This is a genomic window from Pseudomonas sp. nanlin1, from assembly GCF_045571515.1.
Classification (GTDB): domain Bacteria; phylum Pseudomonadota; class Gammaproteobacteria; order Pseudomonadales; family Pseudomonadaceae; genus Aquipseudomonas.
Genome location: NZ_CP124218.1, coordinates 2,905,235 through 2,923,269 on the forward strand (window position 1 = coordinate 2,905,235; position 18,035 = coordinate 2,923,269).

The window sequence follows — 18,035 nt, forward strand, 5'->3', positions numbered from 1 at the left end:
GGGGGGCGACATGACGACTACCCGACTGACCATGGCTCAGGCCCTGGTGAAATTTCTGGATAACCAATACATCGAAGTCGATGGTGTGCAGAGTAAATTTGTCGCCGGGGTGTTTACCATTTTCGGCCACGGCAACGTGTTAGGCCTGGGCCAGGCCTTGGAACAGGACAGCGGCGAACTGGTGGTGCATCAGGGCCGTAACGAGCAGGGCATGGCCCATGCTGCCATCGGCTTCGCCAAGCAGCATCTGCGCCGCAAGATCTACGCCTGCACCTCGTCGGTGGGCCCAGGCGCGGCCAATATGCTCACCGCCGCAGCAACCGCCACAGCCAATCGTATTCCGCTGCTGTTGCTGCCCGGCGACGTGTATGCCAGCCGGCAACCGGACCCGGTATTGCAGCAGATCGAGCAGTTCCACGACCTGAGCATCAGCACCAACGACGCTTTCCGTTCGGTTAGCAAATACTGGGACCGCATCAACCGGCCCGAGCAACTGATGACGGCGGCCATCCACGCCATGCGGGTACTCACCGACCCGGCCGAAACCGGCGCGGTGACCCTGGCCTTGCCCCAGGACGTCCAAGGCGAAGCCTGGGACTACCCCGATTATTTCTTGGAAAAACGCGTGCATCGGCTGGACCGCCGGCCACCCACCGCAGCGATGCTGGGCGATGCCTTGGCCATTTTGCGAGGCAAACGTAAGCCGCTGATCATCTGTGGTGGCGGGGTCAAATATTCCGGCGCCAATGCCGCGCTACAGGCGTTTGCCGAGCGCTTGGCCATCCCCTTCGCGGAAACCCAGGCCGGCAAGAGCGCCGTAGTGTCCAGCCACCCGCTGAACGTCGGTGGTATTGGCGAAACCGGCTGCCTGGCAGCCAATCTGCTGGCCGCCGAAGCGGACCTGATCATCGGTATCGGCACCCGTTACAGCGATTTCACCACCTCTTCCAAGTCGCTGTTCAAACACCCCGAGGTGCAGTTTCTCAATATCAATATCAGCCCATGCGATGTGTTGAAGCTGGACGGCGTGCAAGTGCTGGCCGACGCGCAACTGGCATTGCAGGCGCTCACCGATGCCTTGGGCGATTACCGGGGCGGCTGGGGCGAGCAAGTGTCCGAGGCCAGGGCGCAGTTACAAGCAGAGGTGGACCGGGTGTATCAGGTGCAATACCAGGGTGACGACTTTGTGCCCGAAGTCGATGACCGCCTGGACCGCGCGGTACTGCGCGAATTCATCGAGTTGACCGGTTCGTGCCTGAGCCAAAGCCGCGTGCTCGGGGTGCTCAACGACACTCTGGCCGACGACGCCATTATCGTCGCTGCGGCCGGCAGCCTGCCCGGCGACCTGCAGCGCGCCTGGCGCAGCAAGGGCGTCAACACCTATCACGTCGAGTACGGCTACTCGTGCATGGGCTACGAGGTCAACGCCGCGCTTGGGGTGAAACTCGCTGAACCGAGCAAAGAGGTGTATGCCCTGGTGGGTGACGGCTCCTACATGATGCTGCACTCAGAGCTGGTCACCTCGATTCAGGAGCGGCGCAAGATCAACGTGGTGCTGCTCGACAACATGGCTTTCGGCTGTATCAACAACCTGCAACTCGGCCAGGGTATGGACAGCTTCGGTACCGAATTCCGCTACCGCGACCCCGACAGCGGCCAACTGGATGGCGCCCTTGTACCGGTGGATTTCGCCATGAGCGCCCAGGCCTATGGCTGCAAGACCTACAAGGTCACCACCGTGGAGCAACTGCAAGCCGCGTTGGCCGATGCCCGCCGCCAAACCGTCTCGACCCTGATCGATATCAAGGTACTGCCCAAGACGATGATCCACGGTTATCTGTCGTGGTGGCGGGTGGGGGTCGCGCAGGTCTCGACCCGCGAGCGCACCAATGCCGCGGCTAAAAAACTCAATGAGCAGTTGGCCCAGGCTCGGCAGTACTAAAAATAAAAACAGGAGAGTGCGTATGTCGTTAAAACTCGGAGTGATCGGTACCGGCGCCATTGGCCGTGACCATATTCGTCGTTGCACGCAAACCCTGCTCAACAGCCAGGTGGTGGCGGTCACCGACATCGACCTGGAGCAGGCCGCCAAAGTAGTGGCCGAGCTCAAGCTGGACGCCGAGGTTTACCCCGACGGGCAGGCGCTGATCAACTCGCCTCAAGTCGAGGCCGTGCTGGTGACCTCATGGGGGCCAAGCCACGAAGCGTTCGTGCTGGCCGCTATCAGTGCCGGCAAACCGGTGTTTTGCGAAAAACCACTGGCGGTGACCGCTGCGGGCTGTCGCCATATCGTCGACGCCGAAATGGCCTATGGCAAGCGCCTGGTACAGGTCGGCTTTATGCGCCCCTACGACGAAGGCTATCGGGCCTTGAAAGCCATCGTCGACAGCGGCCAGATCGGTGAACCCCTGATGCTGCATTGCGCGCACCGCAACCCGACAGTGGGCGAGCACTACAAGACCGACATGGCGATTACCGACACCTTGATCCATGAGCTGGATGTGTTGCGCTGGCTGCTCAATGATGACTATGTGTCAGTGCAAGTGGTGTTCCCGCGCAAATCCAGCAAAGCTCAGGCGCATCTACGTGACCCGCAGATCGTGCTGCTGGAAACCGCCAGGGGCACGCGTATCGATGTGGAAGTGTTCGTGAACTGCCAATACGGCTACGACATCCAGTGCGAAGTGGTGGGGGAGACCGGTATCGGCAAGTTGCCGGAGCCTTCCCAAGTGCAGTTGCGTAGCGGGGCGAAGCTGTCCAACGCGATTCTGATGGACTGGAAGGATCGCTTTATCAAGGCTTATGACGTGGAATTGCAGGCGTTTATCGACGGCGTACGCGCCGGGCAAGTCGCTGGGCCTTCGGCGTGGGATGGCTTCGCGGCGGCGGTGGCGGCCGATGCCTGCATCGAGGCGCAAGGCAGCGGGCAGATTGTCCCGGTGAGCTTGCCGCCGCGCCCGGCGTTTTATGGCTGAGGGTGCGTTTACGCCGGGCGACTTAAAAGGAATAAAATTCCAAATAAGATTGATGTAGAAAATATCTTCCAATATAGTCGTTCTTAGGTTGCACGCATTACATCCTGACTCGCCGCAAACGTAACGTCTTAAACAATAAAAATACTGGAGACAGACCGTTCATGAAGACCTCGATCCGTTTTACTGCGCTAGCGTTGTCCCTGATGCTGAGCAGCGGATTCGCTACCGCTGCCGACCTGAAAATCGGCGTAAGCATGTCGCAGTTCGATGACACCTACCTGGCCAACGTCCGTGAGCACATGGACAAACAAGCCAAGTCCTACCCCAAGGGCGATGGCGTGCAACTGCAGTTCGAGGACGCCCGTGCCGACGTGGTCAAACAGTTGAGCCAGGTCGAGAACTTCATCAGCCAGAAAGTCGATGCGATGATTGTCAACCCGGTCGATACGGCCTCCACGGCGCGGATCACCAAAGCGGCGACTGACGCCGGCATTCCTCTGGTGTACGTCAACCGCCGTCCCGACCAGGCTAACTTGCCCAAAGGTGTAGCGGCTGTCACCTCCGATGATGAAGAGGCGGGCAAGCTGCAAATGCAGTACATCGCCGACAAACTCGGCGGCAAGGGCAAGATTGTGATCCTGCTGGGCGACCTGGCGAACAACTCCACCACCAATCGCACCAAAGGGGTGAAGGAGGTACTCGCCAAGTATCCGAACATCAAGATCGAACAGGAACAAAGCGGTGTGTGGTTGCGCGACAGGGGCATGACCCTGGTCAACGATTGGCTGACCCAAGGCCGCGAGTTCAATGCCGTGCTGGCCAACAACGACGAGATGGCAATCGGTGCGGCCATGGCGCTCAAGTCAGCGGGTAGCAAGCCGGGCAGCGTATTGATTGCCGGGGTGGATGGCACGCCGGATGGCCTGAATGCGATTTCCAAAGGCGAGCTGGCCGTGTCGGTCTTCCAGGACGCCAAAGGCCAAGGGGTGGGTTCGCTTGAAGCCGCACGCCAGTTGGCCAAGCACGAGGCGATCGAACAGAACATTGTCATCCCGTTCAAGTTGATCACCCCGGATAACGTCAAAGACTTCAAATAGGCTGGCATAACAAAAATAAATAGATGGCCAGGGCGGTCACGGCCGCCTTGCCAATGGAGTACTTCTCTATGTTCGCTAAAGCGACTGTCTCGCCGCCTCCCGTCAGCCAGCCCGAGCTGGCGGACGAGCCCTACCTGCTGGAAATTTTCAATATCAGCAAAGGCTTTCCCGGCGTCGTGGCGCTGGACGACGTGCAATTACGGGTGCGCCCCGGCTCGGTGCTGGCGCTGATGGGGGAGAACGGTGCGGGCAAGTCGACCCTGATGAAAATCATCGCCGGCATCTACCAACCTGATGCCGGGGAAATTCGCCTGCGGGGCCAGCCGATCGTTTTTGCGACACCGCTGGCGGCGCAAAAAGCCGGAATCGCGATGATTCATCAGGAACTCAACCTGATGCCGCACATGAGCATCGCCGAGAACATCTGGATCGGGCGCGAGCAGCTCAACGGCCTGCACCTGGTCAACCATCGCGAAATGCATCGCTGCACCGCCGAATTACTGGCCCGCCTGCGCATCAAGCTGGACCCTGAGGAGCACGTGGGCAACCTGAGTATCGCTGAACGGCAAATGGTCGAGATCGCCAAGGCGGTGTCCTACGACTCGGACATCCTGATCATGGATGAACCGACGTCGGCCATTACCGAAAAGGAAGTGGCGCATCTGTTTTCGATCATTGCCGACCTCAAGTCCCAGGGCAAAGGCATCATTTACATCACCCACAAAATGAACGAAGTGTTCGCAATCGCTGATGAGGTGGCGGTGTTCCGCGACGGCCAGTACATCGGCCTGCAGCGCGCTGACAGCATGAACAGTGACAGCCTTATCTCGATGATGGTGGGCCGTGAGCTGAGTCAGCTGTTCCCTGTGCGGGATAAACCCATCGGTGAGCTGCTGCTGTCGGTGCGCGACCTGCGCCTGGACGGGGTGTTCCAGGGCGTGTCCTTCGACCTGCATGCCGGAGAGATCCTCGGCATCGCAGGCTTGATGGGCTCGGGCCGCACCAATGTGGCGGAGACCCTGTTTGGTATTACCCCCGCCAGCGCTGGCGAGGTCCTGCTCGACGGCCAGGCGCTGCACATTACCGACCCGCACATGGCGATCGAAAGAGGCTTTGCGTTGTTAACCGAGGACCGCAAGCTCAGTGGGCTGTTTCCATGCCTGTCGGTGCTGGAAAATATGGAAATGGCGGTGCTACCGCACTATTCGGGCCATGGCTTTATTCAGCAAAAAGCGTTGCGCGAATTGTGCGAAGACATGCGCCGCAAACTTCGGGTGAAAACTCCGTCGCTGGAACAGTGCATTGACACCTTGTCTGGCGGCAATCAGCAGAAAGCCTTGCTGGCCCGCTGGTTGATGACCCACCCGCGCCTGCTGATTCTTGATGAACCCACCCGTGGCGTCGACGTTGGCGCCAAGGCTGAAATCTACCGCTTGATCGCTGCGCTCGCCAGCGAAGGCATGGCCGTGATCATGATTTCCTCTGAATTACCCGAGGTGCTGGGCATGAGCGACCGGGTCATGGTCATGCATGAAGGCGACCTGATGGGCACCCTGGACCGGGCCGAGGCGACCCAGGAAAAGGTCATGCAGTTAGCCTCCGGAATGACCACGGTCCACTGAAATAAAGAATAAAAAGGTGACGGGCTATGAACGTAATAACCGAAAACAAACCGGCCACAGTGTCGAGCAAAACGCGTCGACGGATGCCGACTGAACTCAGCATCTTTCTGGTATTGATCGGCATCGGCCTGGTGTTTGAACTGTTCGGCTGGATCGTACGCGACCAAAGCTTTCTGATGAACTCCCAGCGCCTGGTACTGATGATCCTGCAGGTGTCGATCATTGGCCTGCTGGCCATTGGCGTGACCCAGGTGATTATCACCACGGGCATCGACCTGTCCTCGGGCTCAGTGCTGGCGTTGTCGGCGATGATCGCCGCGAGCCTGGCGCAGACCTCCGACTTTTCTCGGGCGGTGTTTCCCAGCCTCACGGATTTGCCGGTGTGGATTCCGGTAGCGGCGGGGCTGGGTGTGGGGCTGCTGGCGGGCGCGATCAACGGCAGCATCATCGCCGTCACCGGTATCCCGCCGTTTATTGCGACCCTGGGGATGATGGTCTCGGCCCGTGGCCTGGCGCGTTACTACACCGAAGGCCAGCCGGTAAGCATGCTCTCGGATTCCTACACGGCCATTGGTCACGGCGCGATGCCGGTGATCATCTTTCTGGTGGTGGCGGTGATCTTCCACATCGCCCTGCGTTACACCAAATACGGCAAGTACACCTATGCCATTGGCGGCAACATGCAGGCGGCGCGTACCTCGGGGATCAACGTCAAACGCCATCTGATCATCGTCTACAGCATCGCCGGCCTACTCGCCGGCCTGGCCGGGGTAGTCGCCTCGGCGCGTGCGGCCACCGGCCAAGCGGGCATGGGCATGTCCTACGAGCTGGATGCGATCGCGGCAGCGGTGATCGGCGGCACGAGCCTGGCCGGCGGAGTAGGGCGCATCACCGGCACAGTGATTGGCGCATTGATTCTTGGGGTGATGGCCAGCGGTTTTACCTTCGTGGGGGTAGATGCGTATATCCAGGACATCATCAAGGGCTTGATCATTGTGGTGGCGGTGGTGATCGACCAGTACCGTAATAAGCGCAAGCTTAAGCGCTGAAAAAGATCGGGGGCGAGCCCCCTCCTACAGGCAGCATATAAGATGCCAGCTATGCCGCTGCCCGTTCCCCCCACGCGGCATATTTCATGCCAGCAATGCCGCTGCCCGTAGGAGGGGGCCTTGCCCCCGAGCTCTACCCCCACACATCCAAGCTAGCTGGGAAAATGCAAAGTAAAAGCCGTAGAGTGCCCCAGCTCGCTTTCAACCGTTACGCGCCCCCTATGCAGCGTCATGATCGAGCGAACGATGGCCAGCCCCAGCCCCGTGCCGCCTTGGAGCCGGGAACGACTGGGGTGGACTCTGTAGAAACGATCGAACAAGCGGGGCAGGTGTTCGCTCTCTATGCCGTCGCCAGCATTGCGAACCGCCAGTGATACTTCATCAGGCTGCTCATTGAGCGTTATTGTCACGGTACTGCCGGCCGTACCGTGGCGTATGGCGTTGGACAGCAGATTCGAGATGGCCCGCTGGATCATCAGCCGGTCGCCCTGACTACGGCCACGTCCGTGGACCTGTACCAACATCGCTTTCTCTTCAGCCGATGAAGCAAACAGATCAGCCACCTTGCGCGCTTCCTCATACAGGTCCACTGGGCCGAACGCCAGGCGAATGGATGGCTGATTCACGCTCGCCAGGAAAAGCATCTGCGACACCATCAGCGACAGCCGCTCCAGTTCCTCGGTGCATGATTCAAGCACCTGCTTGTATTCCTGGGGCGGCCGATCTCTGGATAAGGTCACCTGAGCCTTGCCCATCAAATTGTTCAGGGGGGATCGCAGTTCGTGTGCCAAGTCGTCCGAAAACTGCGCTAGTTGCTGAACATCGCCGTCCAGTCGATGGAGCATGAGATTGACCGCGTGGGCCAGGTCGCGCAGCTCGTCAGGTAGCCCCGTCACCTGCATCCGCAAGGAAAGATCCCTGGCGGTGACTCTTTCGGCGATTTTGCGAAACGCGCGCAAGGGCCTCAGCCCGCGATGCACGACCCACCAGCCGCAGCCGCCGACCAACAGCAAAATAAAAGGCAGGCCAATGAGGGTCGATTTCACAAATGCATTGAGCAGTGTGACGTCACTTTTTCTATCCAGGGACAGAATGATCAGGATCTGTTGGCCACTGGCTAAACGTACCTCTTTGTACGCTACCAGCACCTCGTAACCTTCCCCGGACTTCATGCGCCGAAAGTCGTGCAATGGCCCCCCGGCGTCGGGTACCGGTAATTCCAATGCCTCGTTGCTGCCCAGGTTCATCAAGCGCTTTCGAGGAACGCTCGCGTCGAGAATGGTCAGGGTGAAGTTATCGTGACCGATGATCTGGTCACGCAGGTTGTGCGGATGCAGCACGATGTCAGCTGTCGAGGAAAGGCTCTCGGCCAGGCTGTGCTCGATCTGGCCGAGTTTTTCACTTAGGCCAGCTTGAGCTCGCACTTCCAACTGATGGGAGATGGTGGCGTAGGCGAATGTCGCCATCACCACGACCAGCACCGCGCTCATCGCGGTGACCGTAAGGCCCAACCTCATGGACAAACGGGTCGGTTTCATTCGCGAACTTCCAGCACATAACCCACGCCGCGCAGGGTATGGATCAACTTGCTGGGAAAAGGATCGTCGATTTTTGCTCGCAGGCGGCGGATCGACACTTCAACGACGTTGGTGTCGCAATCGAAATTCATATCCCATACCAGCGAGATGATCTGGGTGCGGGACATGACTTGCCCGCTGTGGCGCATCAACAGATGCAACAGGGCAAACTCCTTGGTGGTCAGGTCAATCCGCTGGGTGCCTCTAAACGCTCGGTGTCGACCCTGATCCAGTTCCAGATCACCCACCCGCAACACGTCCGGCAAGCTGCTTTGTTCGCTGCGGCGCATAAGGGTACGCACGCGTGCGAGCAACTCTGGAAACTCAAAGGGCTTAACCAAGTAGTCGTCGGCCCCCATCTCCAGCCCCCTGACTTTCTCATCCAGGCGGCCGCGCGCGGTGACCATCATGACGCGGGTATTGTCGGTTCGTCTAAGCCGCGCCAATACTTCCCAGCCGTCCATTTCCGGCAGGTTAACATCCAGCACCACGATGTCATAAGTTTGGTGCTGGGCTAAGTAAAGCCCGTCGAGCCCCGTGACGGCTACATCCACGACATAACCACTCTCCGTCAGCCCCTGGTGCATGTATTCGGCCGTTTTGGGCTCGTCCTCTACTACAAGGATTCGCATATGAATGTCCTGTTTTAATCAAAGGGATAATGACAATGAGGAAAGCGATATGGGCGATAAGGGCCGAAGGACAGCCTCACAAGACCCCGTATGGCGGGCGATTCTAGAGTCTGTAGCCGCTTCAGGGTCAACGGCTCACGGTGAAAAAATTCATAAGGATTAGGCGCGCGTTTTTTTGTGTGGTTTTCAGTAATTCAATAAGAAAGGTGTTGCGTATTGTTTCTAGAGTTATCGTCGTAAGCACGACACGATGTAAGGACGATAACTAACGCGAAGTTTAAAATTACAGAATTGTAATTTTCCAGCAATCGCTCTGATATCTCCTCCCGCATAAAGTCTGCGCAACAAACTCCAGCCCAGCGGGGGCGGGGTAATGTTGTTTTCAGATGGGCGATTTATGCGGCTGGAGAAGTGCGAACGTGCTTAAGTACAGAGTGTCCCCCAAGTGGCCGTTTTCGAACATACCGCCCTTTATCAAAGCCGGCGTTTTGTGGGCTTCGCTGATGTCGTTCAGCGGCCCCGGCGTCGCGGCTACCCAGAGCTTGAGTTTGCCACAAGCGATCGAAGCCGCATTTGCCAAGAACCCTGATCTTGCAGCGGCGCGATGGGAGATCGGCGTCACCGAGGGCGACAGGCAACAGGCCGCTCTGATGCCCAACCCAGAGTTGTCTTGGGAGGTGGAGGACACGCGGCGTAACACCAGCACAACGACAGTCATGCTCAGCCAGGCGCTGGAACTGGGCGGCAAGCGCGGGGCGCGTATCGACGTCGCGAAGCGCGGCCAGGATGCGGCGCAGTTGGAGCTAGAGCGCCGCGGCAACGAGCTGCGGGCCCAAGTGACTCAGGCTTTCTTCACTGCGGTGCGGGCCGAAACCGGGTTGGATCTGGCACGGCAGTCGCAGCGGCTTGCCCAGCGTGGCGTCGAAGTGGCCGAAGGCCGTGTACGCGCGGGTAAATCCTCGCCGGTGGAAGTCACCCGTGCCCAGGTGCAACTGGCGGAAACTAACTCGTTGGTCCGGCGCGCCGAAACGTTAAAGGCCAACAGCTACCGTGAGCTGGCCGAGACCGCTGGCTCTGCAGCGTCATCCTTTGAGCGCTTGGAATATCGGCAGCTGTCGCCGGGCAAATCGCCACCGGCGAGGAAGATGCTCACCGCTATCAATCAGTCCGCCGAACTGCGTCTGGCCGAAGCCCAGATCGAGCAGCGCGAGGCGGCCCTGGGCTCGGAGCGGGCGCAGCGGATCCCGGACCTTACCGTCAGTATCGGCAGCCAGTACAGCCGCGAGGAGCGTGAGCGGGTCAACGTTGTAGGCATGTCGATGCCTTTGCCATTGTTCAACCGCAACCAGGGGAACGTGCTGGCGGCTTCGCGGCGCGCCGATCAGGCTCGGGACTTGCGTAACGCGGTAGAACTCAGACTGCGCACCCAGACCCAATCGGCGCTGGATCAATGGACGACCGCCATGGAGGATGTGGAGTCTTTCGACCAAGTCATCTTGCCTTCAGCTAAAAGCGCCGTCGATGCCGCTACGCGTGGCTTCGAGATGGGCAAGTTCGGTTTCTTGGAAGTCCTCGATGCGCAACGCACGCTGATTGCGGCCCGTGGCCAATACCTGGAGTCCCTGGCCATGGCGACTGACGCCAGAGTGACGGTCGAGCGTATCTACGGCGATCTGAATCTGTTTACGACCACCCCTTAATTCATTTCTCGCATTTATCGGGCGGTCGTTGCGTACGCGCGTAGCTGATCGCCGGGAGCATCCATGGATAACAAACGGAGCATGATCACGGCACTGGCTGTGGTCGCAATCATTGGCTTGGGCACTCTGACCCTAAGCGATCAAGGTTTTCCTACCGCTGCTGAGCCTAAGCCGACCAGCAATGACCCCGCAAAAAAGCCCCAGCACTCGGAGCAAGAGGGGCACGCGGGCGAAGATGGGCATGGCGACGAAGCGCAACATGCCGATGAAAAAGACCACGGCGCTGAGGGCCACGACGAGAATGAGGCGTCAGGTGAGTCCCATGACGAAGAAGGCAAATTACAGCTCAGTGCCGAACAGATTAGCGCCGCCGGTATAGAAATGGTTGTCTCGGCGCCCAGGCCGATGAGCACTAGTGTTACTTTCCCAGGTGAAATCCGCTTCGACGAAGACCGCACCACCCATGTCGTGCCGCGGGTCGGCGGGATTGTCGAAGAGGTCAAAGTGGACCTGGGCCAGTCTGTGAAAAAGGGCCAGGTGCTGGCGGTTATCGCCAGCCAGCAAATCTCCGACCAACGCAGTGAGCTCAACGCGTCGCAACGTCGCCTTGAACTGGCACGCCTGACCTTGCAGCGGGAGAAAAAGCTCTGGGAAGACAAGATTTCTGCCGAACAGGACTACCTGCTGGCACGTCAGGCCTATCAAGAGGCTGAAATCAGCTTCGCCAATGGCCGTCAGAAATTAAGTGCCATTGGCGCCAGCCTCAATTCTGCCGCAGGCAATCGTTATGAGCTGATTGCCCCGTTCGACTCGGTGGTCGTTGAAAAACACCTGGCCATCGGTGAAGTGGTCAATGAATCCAGCACTGCGTTCACCCTCTCGGATTTGTCCAGAGTGTGGGCCACCTTCGGCGTGGCCCCCCAGGATCTGAATAAGGTGGTGGTGGGCCGCTCGGTAACTGTCAGTGCGCCTGATCTAAATGCCCAAGTGGAAGGCCGTGTCAGTTATGTGGGTAGCTTGCTGGGCGAGCAAACCCGCGCCGCCACCGTTCGCGTGGTGCTCGCCAACCCTGAGGGGGCCTGGCGCCCGGGGCTGTTTGTGTCGGTGGATGTGACGGCAGACAAAGCCATTGCGGCAGTCAGTTTGCCTGAGTCGGCGATCCAGTCCATTGAAGACTCAACCTCGGTATTTGTGCGCAATGCCGAAGGCTTCGAACTGCGCCCAGTGAAAGTCGGCAGGCGCGACGGCGGCTACGTGGAAATTGTTCAAGGCCTGGCCGCCGGCACACCCGTGGCCGCGACAGGCAGTTTCATTCTCAAGTCCGAGCTGGGTAAAGGCTCTGCTGAGCACTCCCATTGATTGGCTTCGCACGAGTACAACTCCATGTTTGAACGGTTGATTCAATTCGCGATAGAACAGCGCATCGTCGTGATGCTCGCTGTTCTGCTCATGGCTGGGCTGGGCATCGCCAGTTACCAGAAACTGCCCATCGACGCAGTGCCGGACATCACCAACGTACAGGTCCAGATCAATACCTCAGCGCCAGGTTTTTCACCCCTGGAAACTGAACAGCGGGTAACCTTCTCGATTGAAACAAGCATGGCCGGCCTGCCGGGTCTGCAGCAGACGCGTTCGCTGTCGCGCTCGGGCCTGTCCCAAGTCACCGTGATTTTTGAAGACGGCACCGACTTGTTCTTCGCCCGCCAGTTAGTAGGTGAGCGCCTGCAAATTGCCAAGGATCAATTACCCGAGGGCGTCGACGCGGTCATGGGGCCGATCTCCACCGGGCTTGGCGAGATTTTCCTGTGGACCGTCGAGGCAAAAGAGGGGGCGCTGAAAGAGGACGGGACGCCTTACACGCCGACCGACCTTCGGGTCATCCAGGACTGGATCATCAAGCCGCAACTGCGCAACGTGCCGGGTGTAGCCGAGATCAACACCATTGGCGGTTTCGCCAAGCAATATCAGATCGCCCCAGACCCAAAGAAACTCGCGGCCTACAAGCTGACCTTGAACGATCTGGTGGCGGCACTTGAGCGCAATAACGCGAACATTGGCGCAGGCTACATCGAGCGCGGCGGTGAGCAGTTATTGATTCGGGCCCCCGGCCAGCTCGGTACTGTCCAAGACATCGCCAATATCGTGATTGCCAACGTACAGGGCACACCCATCCGGGTCAGCAGCGTGGCGGATGTGGGCCTCGGCCAGGAATTGCGTTCCGGCGCGGCAACGGAAAACGGCCGTGAGGTGGTGCTAGGCACGGTGTTTATGCTGATCGGCGAAAACAGCCGCACGGTCTCCCAGGCCGTGGCCGCCAAACTGGCCGATATCAATCGTTCACTGCCCAAGGGAGTAGAAGCGGTCACGGTATACGACCGGACCAACCTGGTGGAAAAAGCCATCGCTACGGTGAAGAAGAACCTGATCGAAGGGGCCATTCTGGTTATCGCGATTCTGTTTCTTTTTCTCGGCAACATCCGTGCCGCGCTGATTACCGCCATGGTGATTCCGTTGGCCATGTTGTTCACCTTCACCGGTATGTTCACCAACAAAGTCAGCGCCAACCTGATGAGCCTTGGCGCACTCGATTTCGGCATCATCGTCGACGGTGCCGTGGTGATCGTTGAGAACGCCATCCGCAGGCTGGCCCACGCGCAGCACAAACACGGCCGGATGCTGACCCGTTCCGAGCGCTTCCACGAGGTATTTGCCGCCGCCAAGGAGGCCCGCCGGCCGCTGATTTTCGGTCAACTGATTATCATGGTGGTGTACCTGCCGATCTTCGCCTTGACCGGCGTCGAGGGCAAAATGTTCCACCCCATGGCCTTTACCGTAGTAATTGCGCTGTTGGGCGCCATGATCCTCTCGGTCACTTTCGTGCCGGCCGCCATCGCCATGTTCGTCACCGGTAAGGTGAAGGAAGAGGAGGGCGTGCTGATGCGCACCGCCCGCTTGCGTTACGCGCCGGTCCTGAAGTGGGTGCTGAGCCACCGTTTGATCGCCTTCTCTATGGCCTTTGGCTTGATCGTACTCTCAGGCTTCACGGCGAGCCGGATGGGCAGCGAGTTCATCCCCAGCTTGAGTGAAGGTGATTTTGCCCTGCAGGCGCTGCGGGTCCCGGGTTCCAGCCTGAGCCAGTCGGTGGACATGCAGAAGCGTCTGGAACAAGCCGTCATGGAAAAAATGCCTGAAGTAGAGCGTATGTTCGCCCGCACCGGCACCGCCGAAATCGCTGCCGACCCGATGCCACCGAATATCTCTGACAGCTACGTGATGCTCAAGCCGCAAAGTGAATGGCCTGACCCCGGCAAATCTCGCGAAACCCTAATCGCCGAATTGCAGCAGGCCGCCGCGACCGTGCCCGGTAGCAACTACGAGCTGTCCCAGCCCATCCAGTTACGCTTCAACGAGCTGGTCTCAGGGGTGCGCAGCGACGTCGCGGTCAAGGTGTTCGGCGACGACATGAACGTACTGAACCAGACGGCAGCGAAGATCGCCGCCACCCTGCAAAAGGTCCCGGGCTCCTCTGAGGTCAAGGTCGAGCAAACCACCGGCCTGCCCGTGCTTACAATCAACATCGATCGCGACAAGGCCGCCCGTTACGGCCTGAACGTGGGGGATGTACAAGACGCCATCGCGATCGCTGTCGGTGGCCGTCAGGCCGGCACCTTGTACGAGGGGGATCGTCGTTTCGACATGGTGGTGCGTTTGTCCGAGACACTCAGAACGGACGTCGCTGGGCTCTCCAGCCTGCTGATCCCCGTGCCCGCCACTGCAAACAGCGCTAATCAACAAATCAGCTTTATCTCCCTTTCCCAGGTGGCAAGCCTGGACCTGGTGTTGGGGCCCAACCAGATCAGTCGGGAGAACGGCAAACGTCTGGTCATCGTCAGCGCTAACGTGCGCGGCCGTGACCTCGGCTCGTTCGTGCAAGACGCCGGGGAGACCATCAACAACAGTGTGCAAATTCCGGCAGGGTACTGGACCAGCTGGGGAGGGCAGTTCGAGCAACTGCAGTCTGCCGCCAAGCGCTTGCAGATAGTCGTTCCCGTTGCCTTGCTGATGGTTCTGGCGTTGTTGTTCATGATGTTCAACAACATGAAGGACGGGCTGTTGGTGTTTACCGGCATTCCATTCGCGCTGACCGGTGGCGTCATGGCCCTGTGGTTGCGCGACATTCCCCTCTCAATTTCAGCCGGGGTAGGCTTTATCGCGTTGTCCGGGGTCGCCGTGCTGAACGGTCTGGTGATGATCTCGTTTATCCGCAGCCTGCGAGAGGAGGGCCGCTCGTTGGGCGATGCGATCAACGAAGGGGCATTGACGCGCCTGCGCCCGGTGTTGATGACGGCACTGGTGGCCTCACTGGGCTTTATCCCAATGGCACTGGCCACAGGCACGGGGGCTGAAGTGCAACGGCCCCTGGCGACCGTGGTGATTGGCGGCATTCTTTCTTCCACGGCACTGACACTGCTGGTGCTGCCTGCGCTGTATCAGTGGGCGCATCGTCGCGAGGAAGAGGTGTAAATAGGTCCGCTGCTTGACCCAACGCCCGCGCCTGGAAACAGCCGCGGGCGTTTTTATATGTGATATTTCCTAGACGTTTGCCATGCCATCTCTAATAGCAGCGCAAAAAAAAGCGCCCCGAAGGACGCTTGAAAATTCACCTTGACCAAAGGAGCTGTGAAGCTGCTAAAGGTGAATGCTAGGGAGTAAGAGTTAGCCTTCTGACTTCTCCGGTTGCTCAACGCGAGGTTTTTCGTCAGAGCTGACAAACCGGGAAGTTCCTGTGCCGTTTTGATCATTGACACGCCCTTCTTGGGCGAAGCGTACTTCTTGAGCGGCCTGGCCTGCGCGCTCGCTGCCGTCTTCGGCCAGCACCGCAGTGGAGGAAAGGGCGGCGACAGTGAACATCATTGACTTGATAAAATTCATGGTAAGTACCGTTTAGGTTAAATGGCAGAAACCTGTCCAGCATTCGAACTGCTTTTCAGGAATTGATGGTGATGATAGGCCAGGCAACTTAACAGGGGCGTGAGCGGGAGATGACAATCTTGTAAGGTGGCGGTTTGGGGATTTTGGGGGGGGGTAGATTAAGAAATAGTGATTTGGTTTATCGAAAGTTTAGGTGCTGGGGGTAGGGTCGGTAATGTTATGACTTACTTAACTCTACTAAATGGTTATTTAGTAGAGTTATAACTAAATAACCTGGTTAGAAGGGCTGTATATCCTTTCGCCTAGGGGTTCTATCAGCCTGACCAGGTAACCGTCAGGGTCTTGCACAAGCAACTCACGCTGCCCAATTTCAAGCCTATCAGCCCTGTACCAGGTGTCCTTACTGGCCTGAAAAAGAGGATAGGACGCCGCCTCGAGCCTTTTAATGATAGGAGAAACAGCCCCAACGTCGATTTGCAGATTGATGCCTCGGCCAAAGGGCGGACTTAACGAGCCGGTTAGCCATTGATTAGACCGAGGGTCGAATTGCTCAAGCATCACTTGAGCACCGTTTAGATCGAGGTAAGCGAATCCGTCTTCGAGACGTTCATAGGCGACGTCAAACCCTAAGCTACCGACCCAAAAATTCAGACTTCTAGTGAGATCCGTCACTAGCAACTCGGGGACTAATTTATTTCTGGTTAGCATGAGGCGGCTTCTGATGAGCGTTCAAGTTGTCATGGGCGGCCGTACGCTAACATGATTGAGCGTTGTGGTGGGTTTGTGGTTGGCGGTGTGTTGGTTTGGGAAGCTTGGCGGGTGGATTTTTTGTGGGGTGGTTTGTAGATCATCGGAGGCTATGAGCACGACTGGTGAGTGAGGTGGTGGCTTTCAGAGGTTGAACGGTTGAGGGTGAGGATGCATTGGTAAGGATCTATGGGTACGCATAATGTATATTATGTTAAATTGAAGATGCTGTCATGTATGTTTACGACCTGCTAGCCCTGTACCCTCCGACCAGTTGGACTGGTGCAAAGGCATGTCCACGGTACGTCAACGCCCTTCAAAGGACGGCAGCCGAATCAGCAAGGAATTGCCTTAGCTAGCGTCCTGCGCATTATCCGCCGGAATTACAGTTGGGCAGCCTGCTTCTTTCCATACTGCCACCTTAATTCCTGGGTGCGTCATCCGAACGGTCAAACTTTCACTCCCCAAGAGTTCGCTGTGACACTGACTGCGGCCATGACTACTGACGCCCTGAGTGACCATGAAATGCAGTGGATTTTCCACCGTGTCTCTGAGGCTGAGCGCAAGGGCCTTAACCCACGCTAGGTCATCCTGTACATGGCCTTCGCGAGGTATACAAACATTTCAATAGATGAGGTAATCGAGACTCCACAAGCCTCTGGCGCGTTGGCATTTTTCTTTAAAAATGAGCATGGTCGCTGGGAGTGGCACCGCCCTCGTTCGTCGTTTATGCCCTCGGGTAAGATGCTCAGCCAAAAGTTCGTTCATCGCTTTGAGGATTATCTTATTCACCTCGGCGATTCACCAGTTACCAAGTACTCTGGTCGGCCTTCCCCGCGGGTGTCTGCGCCCCTATGAACGCAAAAGTCTTGAGTGCCTGGGAGGCCTGTCAGGTACTGCGCGAGATTGCCCTATGGGTGCGAGTCATGCGCCGGCTAGTTACAAAAAATTGGGCTGAGACCTACTGCGGTATGCTGACGGCAGAGACGGATGGCTGGATTATCACGCCTTGCAATCATTGCAATACCCTCGATTACTGTCATACCTGCTATAGCCCCCGAAGGCTGGGTGTATCAATTCTACTCGTCTCGGCGCTCTGGAACTGACCCCATCGAGCTGCTCAGTACCTAGAAGAATGCTCAGTCGGAGCGCCTTCTGGACGATCTCTAAAAGCCGACACATCGGCAAGACTCTCCTGCCAGTAAGACGGTGAATGCTTGTAACGGCACTCAAGCTTTCAGAGCATCGTCGGAGCTGAGGACCTGTTGGGTACATATTATCCAAGCTGGAGCATTCAAGGCCTAGCGACTGACGTGCAGCTTTGCTGAGCTCTGCGAAACCCCGCATTACACGCCCAGTCGTGACCAACGTAATCAAGGCTGGCATCAAGAGGTACCTGGACAGGAACGCATTTCTCCCCTTCCCGCTTGAAGCCTCGTGTGCACTCCCAGCCATGGCCGAGATAATCTAGTTTGGCGTTTCGCGGCACCAGCACCGCTGTACATCCCTCTCCCGATCGCATGTAACCCGCAACGCACTCCCACCCATGGCCCAAATAGTCGAGCCTAGCGTTGACTGGAACACCGACGGCGCTGCAGGTGTTGCCAGACTTCCTGTAGCCCTTCGTGCAATCCCAGCCGTGGCCCAAGAAGTCCAGGCTTGCGTGAGACGGAACTACAACTGCGTCACAACTATAGCCCTGAC

The 18,035-nt window shown here is 58.1% G+C and carries 12 protein-coding genes; 8 read left to right on the forward strand and 4 right to left on the reverse strand.

Annotated features, from left to right (window positions below; translation table 11 throughout):
* Positions 1-10 precede the first annotated feature (10 nt).
* The 5 genes from iolD to QCL65_RS13540 all read left to right on the forward strand — a co-directional run bounded on the left by iolD (position 11) and on the right by QCL65_RS13540 (position 6,743).
* Complete coding sequence (gene iolD, locus QCL65_RS13520; protein ID WP_407309394.1) at positions 11-1,942, forward strand: 3D-(3,5/4)-trihydroxycyclohexane-1,2-dione acylhydrolase (decyclizing); 1,932 nt, start codon at positions 11-13, stop codon at positions 1,940-1,942.
* Between the two features lie 22 nt (positions 1,943-1,964).
* Positions 1,965-2,975 carry a Gfo/Idh/MocA family protein gene (locus tag QCL65_RS13525; RefSeq protein ID WP_407309396.1) on the forward strand — a complete coding sequence of 337 codons (1,011 nt, stop codon included), beginning with the start codon at positions 1,965-1,967 and terminating at the stop codon, positions 2,973-2,975.
* A gap of 161 nt (positions 2,976-3,136) precedes the next feature.
* Positions 3,137-4,072, forward strand: coding sequence for a sugar ABC transporter substrate-binding protein (locus QCL65_RS13530; protein WP_407309398.1), 936 nt, complete (start codon positions 3,137-3,139; stop codon positions 4,070-4,072).
* 68 nt (positions 4,073-4,140) lie between these two features.
* The gene (locus tag QCL65_RS13535; protein WP_407309400.1) at positions 4,141-5,694 is read left to right on the forward strand and encodes a sugar ABC transporter ATP-binding protein; all 1,554 of its coding nucleotides are present in this window, start codon (positions 4,141-4,143) and stop codon (positions 5,692-5,694) included.
* Between the two features lie 26 nt (positions 5,695-5,720).
* Positions 5,721-6,743, forward strand: coding sequence for an ABC transporter permease (locus QCL65_RS13540; protein WP_407309402.1), 1,023 nt, complete (start codon positions 5,721-5,723; stop codon positions 6,741-6,743).
* Between the two features lie 152 nt (positions 6,744-6,895).
* Here the strand turns inward: QCL65_RS13540 and QCL65_RS13545 are convergent, their stop codons facing one another.
* Together QCL65_RS13545 and QCL65_RS13550 are read right to left on the reverse strand one after the other, a co-directional pair.
* Positions 6,896-8,281 carry a heavy metal sensor histidine kinase gene (locus tag QCL65_RS13545; RefSeq protein WP_407309404.1) on the reverse strand — a complete coding sequence of 462 codons (1,386 nt, stop codon included), beginning with the start codon at positions 8,279-8,281 and terminating at the stop codon, positions 6,896-6,898.
* Positions 8,278-8,952, reverse strand: a complete 675-nt coding sequence (locus QCL65_RS13550) for a heavy metal response regulator transcription factor (protein WP_407309406.1) — start codon at positions 8,950-8,952, stop codon at positions 8,278-8,280. Before QCL65_RS13550 ends, QCL65_RS13545 begins: the two co-directional genes overlap by 4 nt.
* Positions 8,953-9,455: 503 nt before the next feature.
* Between QCL65_RS13550 and QCL65_RS13555 the strand changes: the two genes are divergently transcribed.
* The 3 genes from QCL65_RS13555 to QCL65_RS13565 all read left to right on the forward strand — a co-directional run bounded on the left by QCL65_RS13555 (position 9,456) and on the right by QCL65_RS13565 (position 15,176).
* The gene (locus tag QCL65_RS13555; protein WP_407316845.1) at positions 9,456-10,652 is read left to right on the forward strand and encodes a TolC family protein; all 1,197 of its coding nucleotides are present in this window, start codon (positions 9,456-9,458) and stop codon (positions 10,650-10,652) included.
* Between the two features lie 63 nt (positions 10,653-10,715).
* Positions 10,716-12,011: an efflux RND transporter periplasmic adaptor subunit gene (locus QCL65_RS13560; RefSeq protein WP_407309408.1), complete on the forward strand. Its 1,296-nt coding sequence runs from the start codon at positions 10,716-10,718 to the stop codon at positions 12,009-12,011.
* 24 nt (positions 12,012-12,035) lie between these two features.
* The gene (locus tag QCL65_RS13565; protein ID WP_407309410.1) at positions 12,036-15,176 is read left to right on the forward strand and encodes a CusA/CzcA family heavy metal efflux RND transporter; all 3,141 of its coding nucleotides are present in this window, start codon (positions 12,036-12,038) and stop codon (positions 15,174-15,176) included.
* Between the two features lie 192 nt (positions 15,177-15,368).
* On the opposite strand, the gene QCL65_RS13570 is transcribed toward QCL65_RS13565, so the two are convergent.
* Both QCL65_RS13570 and QCL65_RS13575 read right to left on the reverse strand, forming a co-directional pair.
* Entirely contained in the window at positions 15,369-15,584 is a 216-nt protein-coding gene (locus tag QCL65_RS13570; protein ID WP_407309412.1) for a hypothetical protein, read from the reverse strand.
* A gap of 264 nt (positions 15,585-15,848) precedes the next feature.
* Entirely contained in the window at positions 15,849-16,292 is a 444-nt protein-coding gene (locus tag QCL65_RS13575; protein ID WP_407309414.1) for a bleomycin resistance protein, read from the reverse strand.
* Between the last annotated feature and the right edge of the window lie 1,743 nt (positions 16,293-18,035).